General features: G+C 42.5%; 15 protein-coding genes and 1 tRNA gene. 9 read left to right on the plus strand and 7 right to left on the minus strand.

What is annotated here, in order from left to right; genetic code table 11:
- Window positions 1–115: 115 nt before the first annotated feature.
- The 3 genes from WKI49_07160 to WKI49_07170 all read left to right on the plus strand — a co-directional run bounded on the left by WKI49_07160 (window position 116) and on the right by WKI49_07170 (window position 2,991).
- Window positions 116–205 (plus strand) — tRNA-Ser (locus WKI49_07160).
- Between the two features lie 16 nt (window positions 206–221).
- The gene (gene carA / locus WKI49_07165) at window positions 222–1,349 is read left to right on the plus strand and encodes a glutamine-hydrolyzing carbamoyl-phosphate synthase small subunit (GenBank protein ID MEJ7622265.1); all 1,128 of its coding nucleotides are present in this window, start codon (window positions 222–224) and stop codon (window positions 1,347–1,349) included.
- Window positions 1,330–2,991 carry a penicillin-binding protein 2 gene (locus WKI49_07170; GenBank protein MEJ7622266.1) on the plus strand — a complete coding sequence of 554 codons (1,662 nt, stop codon included), beginning with the start codon at window positions 1,330–1,332 and terminating at the stop codon, window positions 2,989–2,991. The genes carA and WKI49_07170 overlap by 20 nt, the downstream gene beginning before the upstream one ends.
- Here the strand turns inward: WKI49_07170 and bioD are convergent.
- The gene (bioD, locus tag WKI49_07175) at window positions 2,965–3,618 is read right to left on the minus strand and encodes a dethiobiotin synthase (GenBank protein MEJ7622267.1); all 654 of its coding nucleotides are present in this window, start codon (window positions 3,616–3,618) and stop codon (window positions 2,965–2,967) included. The genes WKI49_07170 and bioD overlap by 27 nt on opposite strands.
- A gap of 16 nt (window positions 3,619–3,634) precedes the next feature.
- Here bioD and WKI49_07180 point away from each other — a divergent pair, with 16 nt between their 5' ends.
- Window positions 3,635–4,366 carry an SDR family oxidoreductase gene (locus WKI49_07180; protein ID MEJ7622268.1) on the plus strand — a complete coding sequence of 244 codons (732 nt, stop codon included), beginning with the start codon at window positions 3,635–3,637 and terminating at the stop codon, window positions 4,364–4,366.
- Window positions 4,353–4,952, plus strand: a complete 600-nt coding sequence (locus WKI49_07185; protein ID MEJ7622269.1) for a 7-cyano-7-deazaguanine synthase — start codon at window positions 4,353–4,355, stop codon at window positions 4,950–4,952. Before WKI49_07180 ends, WKI49_07185 begins: the two co-directional genes overlap by 14 nt.
- Here WKI49_07185 and WKI49_07190 read toward each other — a convergent pair.
- From WKI49_07190 to WKI49_07200, 3 genes are read right to left on the minus strand one after another with little or no spacing between them, the layout of a single operon-like run.
- Window positions 4,933–5,346: a secondary thiamine-phosphate synthase enzyme YjbQ gene (locus WKI49_07190; protein ID MEJ7622270.1), complete on the minus strand. Its 414-nt coding sequence runs from the start codon at window positions 5,344–5,346 to the stop codon at window positions 4,933–4,935. The two genes, WKI49_07185 and WKI49_07190, sit on opposite strands and share 20 nt — an antisense overlap.
- On the minus strand, window positions 5,343–5,567 hold the full coding sequence (locus WKI49_07195; GenBank protein MEJ7622271.1) for a YdcH family protein: 225 nt from the start codon (window positions 5,565–5,567) through the stop codon (window positions 5,343–5,345). The genes WKI49_07190 and WKI49_07195 overlap by 4 nt, the downstream gene beginning before the upstream one ends.
- On the minus strand, window positions 5,564–5,980 hold the full coding sequence (locus tag WKI49_07200) for a hypothetical protein (protein ID MEJ7622272.1): 417 nt from the start codon (window positions 5,978–5,980) through the stop codon (window positions 5,564–5,566). The genes WKI49_07195 and WKI49_07200 overlap by 4 nt, the downstream gene beginning before the upstream one ends.
- A 37-nt stretch (window positions 5,981–6,017) precedes the next feature.
- Here WKI49_07200 and WKI49_07205 point away from each other — a divergent pair, with 37 nt between their 5' ends.
- The 4 genes from WKI49_07205 to WKI49_07220 are packed head-to-tail and all read left to right on the plus strand — an operon-like array spanning window position 6,018 to window position 8,642.
- The gene (locus WKI49_07205) at window positions 6,018–6,308 is read left to right on the plus strand and encodes a metalloregulator ArsR/SmtB family transcription factor (GenBank protein ID MEJ7622273.1); all 291 of its coding nucleotides are present in this window, start codon (window positions 6,018–6,020) and stop codon (window positions 6,306–6,308) included.
- Window position 6,309: 1 nt separating this feature from the next.
- On the plus strand, window positions 6,310–6,630 hold the full coding sequence (gene trxA / locus WKI49_07210; GenBank protein MEJ7622274.1) for a thioredoxin: 321 nt from the start codon (window positions 6,310–6,312) through the stop codon (window positions 6,628–6,630).
- Window positions 6,630–7,571, plus strand: a complete 942-nt coding sequence (trxB, locus tag WKI49_07215) for a thioredoxin-disulfide reductase (protein ID MEJ7622275.1) — start codon at window positions 6,630–6,632, stop codon at window positions 7,569–7,571. The genes trxA and trxB overlap by 1 nt, the downstream gene beginning before the upstream one ends.
- Before the next feature lie 15 nt (window positions 7,572–7,586).
- A complete protein-coding gene (locus WKI49_07220; GenBank protein MEJ7622276.1) occupies window positions 7,587–8,642 on the plus strand; it encodes a PilZ domain-containing protein in 1,056 nt (351 codons plus the stop codon).
- Here WKI49_07220 and rpsU read toward each other — a convergent pair.
- From rpsU to ftsY, 3 genes are read right to left on the minus strand one after another with little or no spacing between them, the layout of a single operon-like run.
- Window positions 8,639–8,839 (minus strand): 30S ribosomal protein S21, encoded by a 201-nt coding sequence (gene rpsU, locus WKI49_07225; protein MEJ7622277.1) that lies wholly within the window; start codon window positions 8,837–8,839, stop codon window positions 8,639–8,641. The genes WKI49_07220 and rpsU overlap by 4 nt on opposite strands.
- A gap of 14 nt (window positions 8,840–8,853) precedes the next feature.
- Window positions 8,854–11,220 carry an endopeptidase La gene (lon, locus tag WKI49_07230; GenBank protein MEJ7622278.1) on the minus strand — a complete coding sequence of 789 codons (2,367 nt, stop codon included), beginning with the start codon at window positions 11,218–11,220 and terminating at the stop codon, window positions 8,854–8,856.
- A gap of 9 nt (window positions 11,221–11,229) precedes the next feature.
- A complete protein-coding gene (gene ftsY, locus WKI49_07235) occupies window positions 11,230–12,603 on the minus strand; it encodes a signal recognition particle-docking protein FtsY (protein MEJ7622279.1) in 1,374 nt (457 codons plus the stop codon).
- Window positions 12,604–12,801 lie beyond the last annotated feature (198 nt).

Here is a 12,801-nt window from a genome sequence, read left to right on the forward strand (position 1 = left end):
CTTTTGTGTGTCCTTAGGTAGGAAGCCAGAAGCGATGATTTGCCATTTTGGAAAATTGAGTATAACGCTTTTGGCTTGCAAGAGCCATATTTTATGTTTATACTATTTTCTTGCAGGAGAGGTGGCCGAGAGGCCGAAGGCGGCTCCCTGCTAAGGAGTTGTAGGGTTAACAGCCCTACCGCGGGTTCGAATCCCGCCCTCTCCGTGTTAACATATAAAGTATGAAAACAGCCATATTAGCCTTAGAAGATGGAAGCTACTTTGTAGGATACTCCTTTGGTGCAGAGGGAGAAACCGCAGGAGAGGTAGTTTTTAACACCTCTATGACAGGCTATCAAGAAATTCTCACAGACCCATCCTACAAGGGTCAGATAGTGGTTATGACCTACACTCAGATAGGCAACTATGGTGTAAATAATGAGGATGTGGAGTCTTCTAAAATTCAAGTAAACGGGCTTGTTATAAAGGAACTATCTCCTGTATACAGCAATTGGAGAGCGGTAAAGAGTTTACATGAATATCTTGCGGAAAACCATGTAGTGGGTATATGGGGTATAGATACAAGAGCCTTGGTAAAAAGGATAAGGGAAAAGGGCGCACTCAAAGGAGTCATATCCACCGTTGAACAAGACCCTATAAGGCTTGTGCAAAGGGCAAGGACACTTCCTGACATATCAGAATTGAACTTAGTTGAAGAGGTAGCCACTAAGGAAGTCTACTTCTGGAAAGAGGGGGACTGGGACCTTAGAAAGGGGTATATCCATAAGGAAAATCACAAACCTTTAATAATGGTTGTGGACTATGGAGTAAAGAGAAACATACTGCGTAGGCTAACTCAAGAGGGTGCAAAGGTTGTTGTAGTTCCACCTTACCATGTGGAGAGAAATATTGAGGAAATAAAGCCAGACGCTCTTTTCCTTTCCAATGGACCAGGAGACCCACAAAGGGTTGTAGAGGGTATAAGGCTTGTGAGGAAATACATGGAAAAGCTACCTATAATGGGTATATGCTTGGGACATCAAATAATAGGTCTTGCTTTGGGAGGGAAGACATACAAGCTAAAGTTTGGACATCACGGAGGAAACCATCCGGTAAAGGACCTAAGAGACGGGCATATAGAGATAACCGCACAAAACCACAACTTTGCGGTAGACCCAGAAAGTCTAAAGGAGGTGGAAATAACTCACATAAACCTTCTTGATGAAACCCTTGAGGGCTTTAGACACAAATATCTTCCTATATTTTGCGTCCAATACCACCCAGAGGCATCACCAGGACCACATGATGCTAAAGGTGTTTTCAAAGAGTTTGTAGAAATGGCAAAAAGACATGCAGAATCTCAAAAGTAGTAATGCAAAGATAGTTCTTATAGCCCTCTTCTTATTTCTTGGCTTCTCCATAGTGACTGCAAGAATAGCCTATATACAGCTGATAGGCAAAGAGAGTTATGTAGACAAGGTAGTAGAGAAGTTCCCTAAGGCTTCTGTGGTAAAACTTTCCACACCCAGGGGTTCCATAAAAGATAGAAGGGGCAATGACCTTGCTATAAGCCTTCCTACTGTTTCCCTTTTTGCCCTCCCTCACTTGGTGCAAAACAAGGAAGAGTTAGTAAGAAGACTCTCCGCACTGCCAGGGGTGAAAGAAAAAGACCTAATGGAGAAGCTAAACTCGGACAAAAAATTTGTCTGGCTCATAAGACACATGGATAAAGTTTATACACCTTACCTAAGAGCTGTTATTAGGGATACAGGCAATGATAGAGCGGTAGGTCTGCAGGAAGAATACAAAAGATTTTATCCCCATGGCATGCTCGCCAGCAATCTAATAGGCTTTGTAGGTATAGATGGACAAGGACTTGAAGGGCTTGAATACGCACTTAATGAGGTTTTAAAAGGTAGAGAGATAAAGGGGGTTTTTTACTTAGGGAGGTTGGCGGTAAGTCCCCTTACCGAAGATATGACCTCTAAGGATGTCCAGCTTACCATAGACCTCGGAGTGCAAACCATATTAGAGGATATAAGGGACAAAATAGTCAAGCAATGGAACCCTGATAGGGTGGGTATACTGCTTATGGATGCAAAGACCGGTGATATATTGGGTATGGCAAACTATCCCACTTTTGACCCTAACCAGTATCAAAAGTCTTTACCTTCCCAAAGAAGGAACTTTGTGGTTACAGACCTCTTTGAGCCGGGTTCTGTAATGAAACCCTTTTTTATCGGGGAGGCTCTTCAAAAGGGTTATGTAAAGCCTGGTATGTGGATAGACACAGAAGGTGGTAAAACGGAGGTTTTTGGCAGATACGTTAAAGACGTAGAACCGTCAAGGCAACTTACCCTTGAGCGAGTGTTGATAAAGTCCTCAAATGTGGGAACTATAAAAGTTGCCCGTTTCCTATCAAAGAGGGATGTGGAGGAGCTTATGCAAAAAATACACATGACAGATAGATTTAATATTCTTCCGGGAGAGGCAAAGCCTAGGCTACCTAACTTTAACTATCCTGCAAATATTCTTTATGCAAGCATAGGTCAAGGTATGGCTTCAAACCTTCTGAACCTGTGTGTAAGCTTTAATGCTTTGGCTACAAACAGGATAGTAAAACCAAGAATACTGCTTGATGATAAACCTGAGGTTTTGAGAGAAAACATATTCTCACCACAGGTTTTTCAATGGCTACAGAAAAACCTTACAAAGGTAGTTGAAGAAGGAACAGCTCAAAGGGCTAAATCGGACTACTTTAGCATTGCAGGCAAAACTGGCACTTCCCAAAAGTTTGACTTCAAGACAGGAAGATATTCAAGGGAAGACTTGGTTACCTATTTTATAGGATACTTTCCCGCAAGCAATCCGCAGTATATAGCAGGTATAATGGTAGACAGACCAAAGGGACCCAACCCATACGGAGGAACAGTGGCCGCGCCCTATTTCAAAGAGCTTGTGGAAAGAGTAGCCTTTTATTACCGATTAGAACCCGACAAGCTTAGCAAGTAAAGACCTGTATTCCGCAGGTAGCAAAAGCTCCTGTATTTTTGGAATTTTTATAACCTTTACACCCGTTAACTCTTCCACTATCTTTGGGTTTGTCCTTTCGGAGATGTCCTTACCTTCAAAGCCATTCATAATTATCACAAAAGGCTCTACGCCCATAGACTTCATGTAATACCAACTTAGGAAGCTGTGGTTTATCGTCCCAAGACCTGCCCTTGCAACAAGTATGGTCTTTAATCCCCAGTCTTTTGCAAGTTTTGCATAATCGTAGCTTCTTTTTATAGGCACTGCAATACCACCTGCACCTTCTACCACAAGGAACTCATACTTTTCTAAAAGTTTTTCATAGTGCTTTCTCAAGGCATCAAGGGAAAAGTCCTTTCCTTCCTCCAAAATTCCAGCATAGGGAGAAAGAGGAAGTTTGTATCTTACTGGGACTGCTTCTTCAAGGCTCTGACCTGTGAGAGAAGCTAAGAGGCTACCGTCAGCAGGAACTTCCTTGACGTCTGTTTCAACGGGCTTTAAATAGCCAACCCTTATGCCTCTCTCTTTGAGGGCGTAAACTAAGTTATAGCTAATAAAGGTTTTACCAACACCGGTATCTGTGGCAGTTATAAGAACACTCCTCACGCATATAATTATAGCCATGAAGAAAGCCATAATAACAGGTGTGAGAAGGATAGGGTATGAAATAGCTAAAAGTCTTCTTGAAAAGGGTTGGCGTGTAGGTCTTGTCTATAAAAGCTCTGAGCATGTCTACAGAGAGTTGAGAGAAGCCTTTGGAGATAGAGTCTATGGAGTTAGAGCGGACTTAAGCCTTTGGCAGGAAGCGGAAAGCTCAACAAGAGAGCTTGTGCAGTTGCTCGGTGGCGTTGATGCCCTTTTACATCTCTCAAGCCCCTATGAACCTACGCCTCTTGAAAGCCTAAGAGAAGAAGACTTGGACTATCACTTTAAACCCATAGCTCAAGCCTTTGTAGTAATGTGTAAAGAGGTCTTTCCTTATATGCTTAAAAACGAAGGAAGAACAAAGGGTAGAATAATTGCTTTTGGCGATTGGGCTACAAACACTACACCTTACAGAAACTACTTGGCTTACTTTTTGGCAAAGGGTGCTTTGCATACCGCAGTTAAGGTGCTTGCTAAGGAGTTTGCACCCCATGTGCTTGTAAACGCCATAGCTCTTGGTCCTACTGTAAAACCTCCAGACTTTTCTGAAGAAAAGTGGCAAGAGTATGTAAACAAAACACCTCTTAAGAGAACTGTATCTATAAAAGATGTAGTTAAACTTACAGAATTCCTTCTTGAAGCGGAAAGCATGACAGGAGAAATTATTATGTTAGACAGCGGGAGGCATATATCAGGTGAGTGTTCATAAGGTAGTGGTGCTCTTTAGTGGAGGTGTGGAAAGCACATGCATGTTATACATGTATCTAAAAGAGGATTGGCTTGTTTATCCTGTTTATGTAAAGGCAGGATATCCTTGGGAGAGCCTTGAACTTGAAAGGACAAAAGCTCTGTGGCTATATACGAAGAAAAAATACAAAAACCTAATGCCACTAAGAGTTTTAACCACGTTAAATCCAGAAAGGGTAGAGGATAGAAAGCACGATAAGAACCTTTTTATTCCTCTCAGAAACATAAACCTTGTTGCTATGGCGGGAAACTATGCATTGCTAAAAGGAATAAAATGCATAGCCATAGGCAGTTTGGGCATATATCCCTTTCCTGACAACAACGCGGACTATATGAAACGCTTACAATCTCTTATAAACGTAGAACTTTTAACGCCCTTTATGGGAATGGAAAAACACGAGGTAATAAGAGGATTTTCAGAGGGTGTGCCTCTTGATAAGACCCTTTCTTGCATTAGACCAAAGAAATCTATGGGTAAGATAATCCCCTGTGGAGTATGTGAAAAATGCAAGGAAAGACAAGAGGCACTTAAACACCTATTACTTTGACTATAACCCTTTTGTTCCTTTGTCCGTCAAACTCTGCGTAGAATATCTCCTGCCAAGGTCCAAGGTCAAGTTTTCCGTTGGTAATTGGCAAAACTACCTGGAGGTGAGTTAAAAGGTTTTTAAGATGAGCGTCAGCGTTGTCCTCACCTGTCTTGTGATGTTTGTAGTCCTTCTTATAGGGTGCGAGGTTTTCTAACCATTTCCATATATCCTCGTGAAGCCCCTCCTCGTCATCTTGAATTATCACAGAAGCGGTAAGATGCATGGAAGATACGAGACAAAGACCTTCTCTTATACCGGATTCTTCCACTATCTTTTTTACTTGGTCCGTTATCCTTATAAGCTCTCTTCTGTTTTTTGTGTTAAAGGTCAAATATGCGGTATAGCTTTTCATGAGTTTCCCTTAAGATAATCATTTAGTATCTTTTCCATCATATCCTTGTGGTATAACCTTTCCCTCTTTAGTTTTTCTATTTCCATCTCCAGTTCATGGGTCATGGGATGATGTTTTTCCAGTTTGTCCACTTGTGCATCAAGTTCGCGGTGCTTTTCGTAGTGATACCTAAACTCCTTGTTTTCTTGTAGAAGTTTTTGAATAGCCTCCTCTCTGGTCATCTTATATCCTCCTCTTTTGGTCTTACTAATATTAAACCACAAAGACTGACTAAAAAGCCAGCGGACAAAACCTGAAAAGAGGCAAAAGCTATAAAGGTTAGCAAGGCAAAGGCAAAGGGAACAAGACACAGGACATAAAGCCAGAAATACCTTCTTGTGGCGGTGTAGCTCCAGTAAGGGTCCTTTGTGGTATCCACGGGGAATACCTTCCTTTTTATAAAGATTGCGGGAAGGACGGAAACTATTCCAGTTGCTACCACGAAAAAGGTAAAGAAGTTCACTAAGTTTTTGTGGAGGGGAAGTCTAAAGTAAAAGTATAGAGGGATGCAGGCAAGGTATAAGATAACCAAGGAAGCTACAAAGGCATAGTGGAGTTGTCTTGACCTTTTTCTATAAATGTATACCTTTTCCATATTTCTATGATAGAATATAAGCATACGAGGTGAGAGTATGCAAGTGGAAATGCTAAGTGAGGAAAAGTTAGAGGAATGGGCAGAATTTTTAAAGGCTCTTGCCCATCCCATCAGGCTGAGGATAGTAGCGGCGCTTATTGAAGGCAGGCAGTGCGTGAAAAACCTTAGCGACCTTTTGCATACCTCACAGCCTAATGTTTCTCAACATTTGAGCATACTCAGAAGCAGAGGCATAGTGGGATGTAAAAGGGATGGGTCCATAGTATGCTATTACATTAAGGATGAAAGGGTGGTAAAGATTTACGAAATACTAAGCAAGGAGGTGTAATATGGCGGTAATAGTTCTTACAGAAAGCAACTGGCAGGCAGAGGTTATCAATTCTGACAAGCCTGTGGTGGTGGACTTTTGGGCTCCTTGGTGTGGACCTTGTAGGATAATAGCCCCTATAATAGAGGAGCTGGCAATAGAAATGGGAGATAAGGTGAAGTTTGGCAAGCTAAACACTGACGAAAATCCCAATATAGCCATGAGGTATGGCATAAGGGCAATACCAACTATAATGCTCTTTAAGAACGGTGAAGTGGTAGATACACGTATTGGAGTTCAGCCCAAAGAGGCGCTCAGACAGATGATTAACAGCCACTTGTGATGGTGGAGCTTTCTGAGGATATACTCTATGACTGTATTATAGTGGGTGGTGGTCCTGCAGGTTTAACTGCAGGGCTTTACTGTGCAAGGGCAAAACTTAACACTCTTCTTTTTGAAAAGGGCACTCTTGGTGGGCAGATAGCGCTCACGGACTTGGTGGAAAACTACCCAGGCTTTCCAGAAGGCATAAGTGGTAAGGAGCTTACAAAAAAGTTTAAAGAGCAAGCGGAAAGGTTTGGTTTGCAAATACTCAAAAAAGAGGTTATAAAGTTAGAAAAAGTTGGGAAAGAGATAGTTCTTCACTTAAGAACAGGCGAGCTTGTTAGAAGCAAAAGCGTTATACTTGCGGTAGGTTCAAATCCAAGAAGGCTTGGAGTCCCGGGAGAAGAAGAGTTTTTAAACAGAGGGGTCTCCTACTGTGCTACTTGTGATGGTGCTCTTTTTGAGGGAGTGCCTGTGGCAGTAATTGGGGGTGGAGACTCAGCCACACAGGAAAGCCTTTTTCTAACGAGGTTTGCCAGCAAGGTTTACCTCATTCATAGAAGAGACCAGCTTAGAGCTCAAAAGCATCTACAAGAGAAGGTCTTTTCCAACCCAAAGATAACCTTTGTACCAAACAAGGTGGTAGAGGAGATAAAAGGTGGGGACTTTGTGGAAAAGCTTCTCCTAAGAGACACAAGGGACAACAGCCTCTCTGAACTGCCAGTGGAAGGTGTGTTTATTTTTATAGGTCTTGAGCCCAACACAGGTTTCCTTAAAGGAACTATAGACCTTGACGATAAGGGTTATATAATAACCGACCAGAGGATGAGAACTTCAATGGAAGGCGTTTTTGCTGCAGGAGACTGTAGAAGCGGAGCAACAGGTCAGGTAGCTGTGGCTGTGGGAGAAGGCTGTATATCCGCTATAGAGGCGGAAAGATACATAGAAGACAACTTTTAAAGGCAAGGTTTAGACATGAACTATCAGGGAGGGTTTGAAACCTTTAGGGAAGCGACTAAATATATGTTTAGGTCTCCAAGTCTCTCTGATGTGCTTTTTGTGGTCCTACTTTTTTCCTCTGCGGTGGGTCTTCTTATAATTCTTCCCTATCTTTTATCAAAATACAGGGCTAAGATGGACATAAAGAAGGACTTTTTTAATATGGGAAGTTCTTTAGGGCTTGAAAAAGAAGAAATTGAGCTTCTTTGGAAATGTGCTAACACAACAAAAGAACCTATCAAAGTATTGCAGACCAAGGCAGTGTTTGAAAAGTGTGTCTCAAGACTTGTAAGGGAAGATGCCTCAAGAATGGAAATGGTAACCAAGATAAGAAAAAAGTTAAAGTTTGATAGCCTTCCTTGGTTTTTGCCTCTAAGTAGCACAAGGGACATAGACCTTTATCAGACAGGGTTTATAACTTACGAAAACAACGCTTATGGTTCTGCGGTATGGGAAAAAAATGAGCTTGAACTACATGTTGCCTTACTTGATGAACCACTTAAACCTATTCATCCTGGAGATAGGGTTAAGTTTTCCTTTCTAAGAGAAGATGACGGTAGGTATTATTTTCAAAGTGAAGTGCTAAGAACTTACAGGGATGGAACAAAGCTAATTATAGTGTTACCTCATACAGACCAGCTGTCAAAAATCCAACTAAGAGAAAGTCTTCGTTGGAAGGTGAAAATACCTGCAAAGGTGCATATATATAAAGATGCGGATACTCTCTCGCTGGAAGAACCCGAGGACCTTATAGAAGCTACGATAGAAGACTTAAGTATTCACGGTGTAAAACTTTGCTTCTCGGGTTTTGTTGATGTAGAGGTTGGGCAGAAAGCCTACCTTAACTTTACTCTCAAATCCTATCCTATAAAGGTTTTGGGAACTGTAAGGAATGTAAGGAGGGGCACAGGTAAAACATGCCTTGGTATAAGGTTTGAAAACCTCAGCAATAGAGACGAGGACTATATTAGGAAGTTTATAATAGAAGAACAGCGAGAGCTACTAAGAGCCTACAAAATAGGTGAAACTTAAAGGAGGTTCCTCTTCTTAAGAGCCTTTATTATCCTCTTCCTTGCCTGTCTCTCCTTTCTTTTTCTCTTCTCGCTGGGTTTTTCGTAGAACTGTCTCCTTTTTACCTCTGTAAGTATGCCTTCTTTTTCTACAAGCCTTTTGAACCTTTTTAAGACCTTTTCAAAGGGTTCGTTTTCCATAACTTCCACTATCGCCAAACCTTTTCACCTCCTTAGGTTTTGTTAAATATTATACCAAAAGCTTCGTCAAGATGGTCAACAAAGTGTAAATTCATCTTATCTCTTACATACTCTGGCAAGTCTTCCATCACCTCGTCTCTATTCTTTGAAGGAAGTATAACCTCGTATATGCCAGCCCTCTTTGCTGCCAATATTTTCTCCTTTAGACCCCCTACTGGTAGGACTCTTCCTCTTAGGGTAATCTCTCCAGTCATAGCTATGTCTGTCCTTACTTTTTTCTCCGTAAAAAGAGAAAGCAAGGCTACCGCAAGGGTTATACCTGCAGAGGGACCATCCTTTGGCACTGCACCCTCTGGAACATGCACATGCACGTCGTAGCTTGAAAATACCTCTGGGTCTATACCGTAATCCTCTGCCTTTGACTTTATGTAGGAAAGCGCAGCCTGTGCGGATTCTTTCATAACCTCTCCCAAAGAGCCAGTAAGTATGAGGGCTCCTTTTCCTTTAAACTTTGTAGCTTCAATAATCATTATCTCACCCCCTACCTCTGTCCAAGCAAGCCCTACCGCTATACCTACCATGGGCTTTTCTTCCGAAATGGTATACCTTTTTGACACACCCAGAAAGCCTTTTATATCCTGAGCCTTTACCTCAAAGGGTGGTGTTTCACCCCTTAACTTCCTGAGGGCTAATTTCCTAAGTATGGAGCTGAGCTGTCTCTGGAGGTTTCTCACTCCAGATTCTCTTGTGTATCCCCTTATAACCTCAAGCAAGGCATCATCGCTAAAGTGCACCTCTGTTTCCCTAAAGCCATGCTCTGGAAGTAGCTTTGGCAATAGATGGTTCTTGGCTATAAAGACCTTTTCCTCTTCTGAGTAGCCTGAAAGATGTATAACTTCCATCCTGTCCAAAAGAGGTCTTGGTATTGTATCTACACGATTTGCGGTGCATATGAAAAAGACCTCAGAGAGGTCAAAAGGAAGACCTATGTATAAGTCTACGAAGTTTTTGTTTTGCTCTGGGTCAAGCACCTCAAGGAGTGCAGATGCAGGGTCGCCCTGAAAAGAAAGGGAAAGCTTATCCACTTCGTCAAGGACTATAAGAGGGTTTTTAGTCCCTGCTTGCTTTATTGCCTGTATTATTCTGCCGGGCATAGCACCCACGTAGGTTCTTCTATGTCCTCTTATCTCCGCCTCGTCCCTTATACCACCCAAAGCTATTCTGACAAATTTCCTGCCCAAGGACTCCGCTATAGACCTTCCCAGCGAGGTTTTACCAACACCGGGTGGACCCACAAAGCAAAGTATCTGCACCGCATTGCTTTTTCCCTTCGTGAGCTTTTTGACTGCAAGATATTCTATTATCCTGTCTTTTACCTTCTCAAGGTTGTAGTGGTCTCTGTCAAGGATTTCTCGTGCCTTGTCAAGGTCATAGCGGTCCCTTGTGCTTTTGTCCCAAGGTAGGTCAAGCACCCACTCAAGCCACGTCCTAAGCACTCCAGCTTCTGCTGACTCAGGATGTAGCTTTTCAAGCCTTTTTATCTGCTTTTCTATTTCCTCCTTTGATTCCTTTGGAATCCTTAGCTTGCTAAGTTTCTTTTTATATTCCTCTATCTCCGCTTTACGCTCATCTCCTTCGCCAAGTTCTTCCAAAATTGCCCTAAGTTGCTGTCTTAGGAAGTATTCCTTTTGTTCCTTTTCTATTCTCTCTCTGGCTATGCCTCTTATTTTGCTTTGGACTTCAAGAAGTCCTATCTCACTTTGAAGATATTGGTGAACCAACTTTAGGCGTTCTACAGGGTCAAGGGTTTCAAGCACCTGCTGTGCTTCTGACGCCTTTATGTCTAATATGGATGCGGTCAAGTCCGCAAGCCTTCCAGGCTCTTCAATCTCTCTTATAAGCATAAGCAAGTCTGGTATTATCTGTTTGCCAAGAGACACAGCGGTATCAAGCTGTTCCTTTACAGACCTTATGTATGCCTTGACTTCGCTTGAGAGGGTTTCTGGCTCTGGTTCATCTTCTTCTATAGGCTGGACCTTTGCCACATAGTAGTCCTCAAAATGTTTGAATTCCAAAAGCCTTGCTCTTTTTATACCTTGCACCAGTATCTTTAGCCTGTTTTCCTCTATGGGTGCGGAACGGACTATATGGGCTATAGTGCCAATTGTGTAAAGGTCTTCCACCTTAGGAGTTTCTACACTTTTGTCCTTTTGCAAAACCAAAAATATGAGCCTGTCTTTCTTTAACGCTTCTTCTATTGCCCTAATAGAAAAGCTCCTACCCACAAAAAGAGGCACCACCATAGTGGGAAAGACCACAAGGTCCCTCAAAGGCATCATAGGAACTTCAAAAACCTCCTTAGGCACCTCTGGAACCTTTATTAGCTCCTCTGGAAACATGCCTACCTCCTAAGAGATTAACTCTTCTATAAAGGCATCCGCTACAAAGGGCTGTAGGTCTTCTATGCCTTCGCCTACACCTATGAGCTTTACTGGAATGCCAAGCTCCCTACATATGGGAACTATTGCACCACCTTTGGCAGAGCCATCAAGCTTTGTGAGAATTATTCCACTTACTTCTACCGCTTCTTTGAAGACCTTTGCTTGCTGTATGGAGTTTTGACCGATGGTTGCATCCAACACAAGCAGAGTTTCTGTTGGCTCTTGTGGTAAAAACCTCTTTATCACATCCCTTATCTTTCTGAGCTCTCTTATGAGAGGCTCTTTTGTGTGAAGCCTGCCAGCGGTGTCTACAAGCACAACCTGATAACCCTCCGAGGTAGCCTTTTGCAAGGCTTCGTATACTACAGAGGCAGGGTCTGCACCTTCGTGCTTTTTGAATATGTCCGCGCCACTTCTTTGAGCCCACACCTCAAGCTGTTCAATGGCAGCGGACCTAAAGGTATCTCCCGCCACGAGAAGAACCCTTTTACCTTCCTTTACAAACCTGTAGGCGAGCTTTCCTATAGTGGTTGTCTTTCCTGAGCCGTTTACACCGAGAAAGAGATAGAGGCTTGTGCCTTCGTGAGGCTCCTTGAGCGTGCCTTGGCACTTGCTTATCTGTGAAAGAAGCAGAGTTTTCAAAAGTTCAGCCAATTGGTCTGAGGTTTTGAGGTTTTTCCTTATGGCTTCTTTCCTTAGTTCCTCCACCACCTGCAGGGAGACCTTAGCACCCACATCCGCTTTAATGAGTTTTTCCTCAAGTTCCTCAAAGAGCTCTTCGTCTATTTTCCTACCTGCAAATAGTATTCCAAACTCTACCGCTTCCTTTGTCTTTCTCAAACCCTTTTTGAGCTTTTCCAAAAAGCTTTCCTTTTGTATAAGACCAAGCTCCTCACGTATTTTTCTTATAACCTCTTCTACCTCCTGCCTTTTGAGGGCTGGTGCAAGTCTTAAGGAACGTTCTAAGAGTTCAAGAGCCTTTTCTGGCTTTTTTGCCTCATAGAGCAAAAGACCTGCCCTTTTTAAACTCTCCCAGTCCCCGAGCTTTGCATACTCAACTGCGGACTTTTCCAGCTCTCCTACCCTCTCGTATATAAGAGCCTTTTCCTTGGCGGTTGCAAGCTCGGGGTCATAATGCTCTATTAGCTGGTAAGCATAGTAGTATTTTCCCTCCTCCATGTATAGCCTAAATAACAAACCTCTAAGTTCTGGGTTTTCCTTAAACCTTTCCAGTATCTCAATAGCCTTGTCCTTTTTGCCCTTTTCTATTAGAGCCAATATGGCGTTCTTATCACCCTTTTCTGCAAGCTTTTCCTCTTCCGTCTTCCTCCAGAAGAACATAGGTTTAATATTTTAACCCGAATTGCAAGCTACAGGGAATTGATAATCTTGAGCCCACGATGAAGGATACAAGGTTTAAATAACGCCACTTTGCTTTTCCATGCTATAATCTCCTTGTGTCATCAAAAGATATAACTCTCAAAGACATCTTTGAAGAAATCCCACACAGACTTAGCAAAATACTTGCACCCGCACCCA

Source organism: Aquificaceae bacterium (assembly GCA_037722135.1).
GTDB lineage: Bacteria > Aquificota > Aquificia > Aquificales > Aquificaceae > Pampinifervens > Pampinifervens sericum.

What these genes read in the sequence shown, in the direction of transcription:
- carA (MEJ7622265.1), top strand. Translation starts at nt 222, where the DNA reads ATGAAAACAGCCATATTAGCCTTAGAAGATGGAAGCTACTTTGTAGGA.
- WKI49_07170 (MEJ7622266.1), top strand. Translation starts at nt 1,330, where the DNA reads ATGCAGAATCTCAAAAGTAGTAATGCAAAGATAGTTCTTATAGCCCTC.
- WKI49_07180 (MEJ7622268.1), top strand. Translation starts at nt 3,635, where the DNA reads ATGAAGAAAGCCATAATAACAGGTGTGAGAAGGATAGGGTATGAAATA.
- WKI49_07190 (MEJ7622270.1), bottom strand. Translation starts at nt 5,346, where the DNA reads ATGAAAAGCTATACCGCATATTTGACCTTTAACACAAAAAACAGAAGA.
- WKI49_07195 (MEJ7622271.1), bottom strand. Translation starts at nt 5,567, where the DNA reads ATGACCAGAGAGGAGGCTATTCAAAAACTTCTACAAGAAAACAAGGAG.
- WKI49_07200 (MEJ7622272.1), bottom strand. Translation starts at nt 5,980, where the DNA reads ATGGAAAAGGTATACATTTATAGAAAAAGGTCAAGACAACTCCACTAT.
- WKI49_07205 (MEJ7622273.1), top strand. Translation starts at nt 6,018, where the DNA reads ATGCAAGTGGAAATGCTAAGTGAGGAAAAGTTAGAGGAATGGGCAGAA.
- trxA (MEJ7622274.1), top strand. Translation starts at nt 6,310, where the DNA reads ATGGCGGTAATAGTTCTTACAGAAAGCAACTGGCAGGCAGAGGTTATC.
- trxB (MEJ7622275.1), top strand. Translation starts at nt 6,630, where the DNA reads ATGGTGGAGCTTTCTGAGGATATACTCTATGACTGTATTATAGTGGGT.
- WKI49_07220 (MEJ7622276.1), top strand. Translation starts at nt 7,587, where the DNA reads ATGAACTATCAGGGAGGGTTTGAAACCTTTAGGGAAGCGACTAAATAT.
- lon (MEJ7622278.1), bottom strand. Translation starts at nt 11,220, where the DNA reads ATGTTTCCAGAGGAGCTAATAAAGGTTCCAGAGGTGCCTAAGGAGGTT.
- ftsY (MEJ7622279.1), bottom strand. Translation starts at nt 12,603, where the DNA reads ATGTTCTTCTGGAGGAAGACGGAAGAGGAAAAGCTTGCAGAAAAGGGT.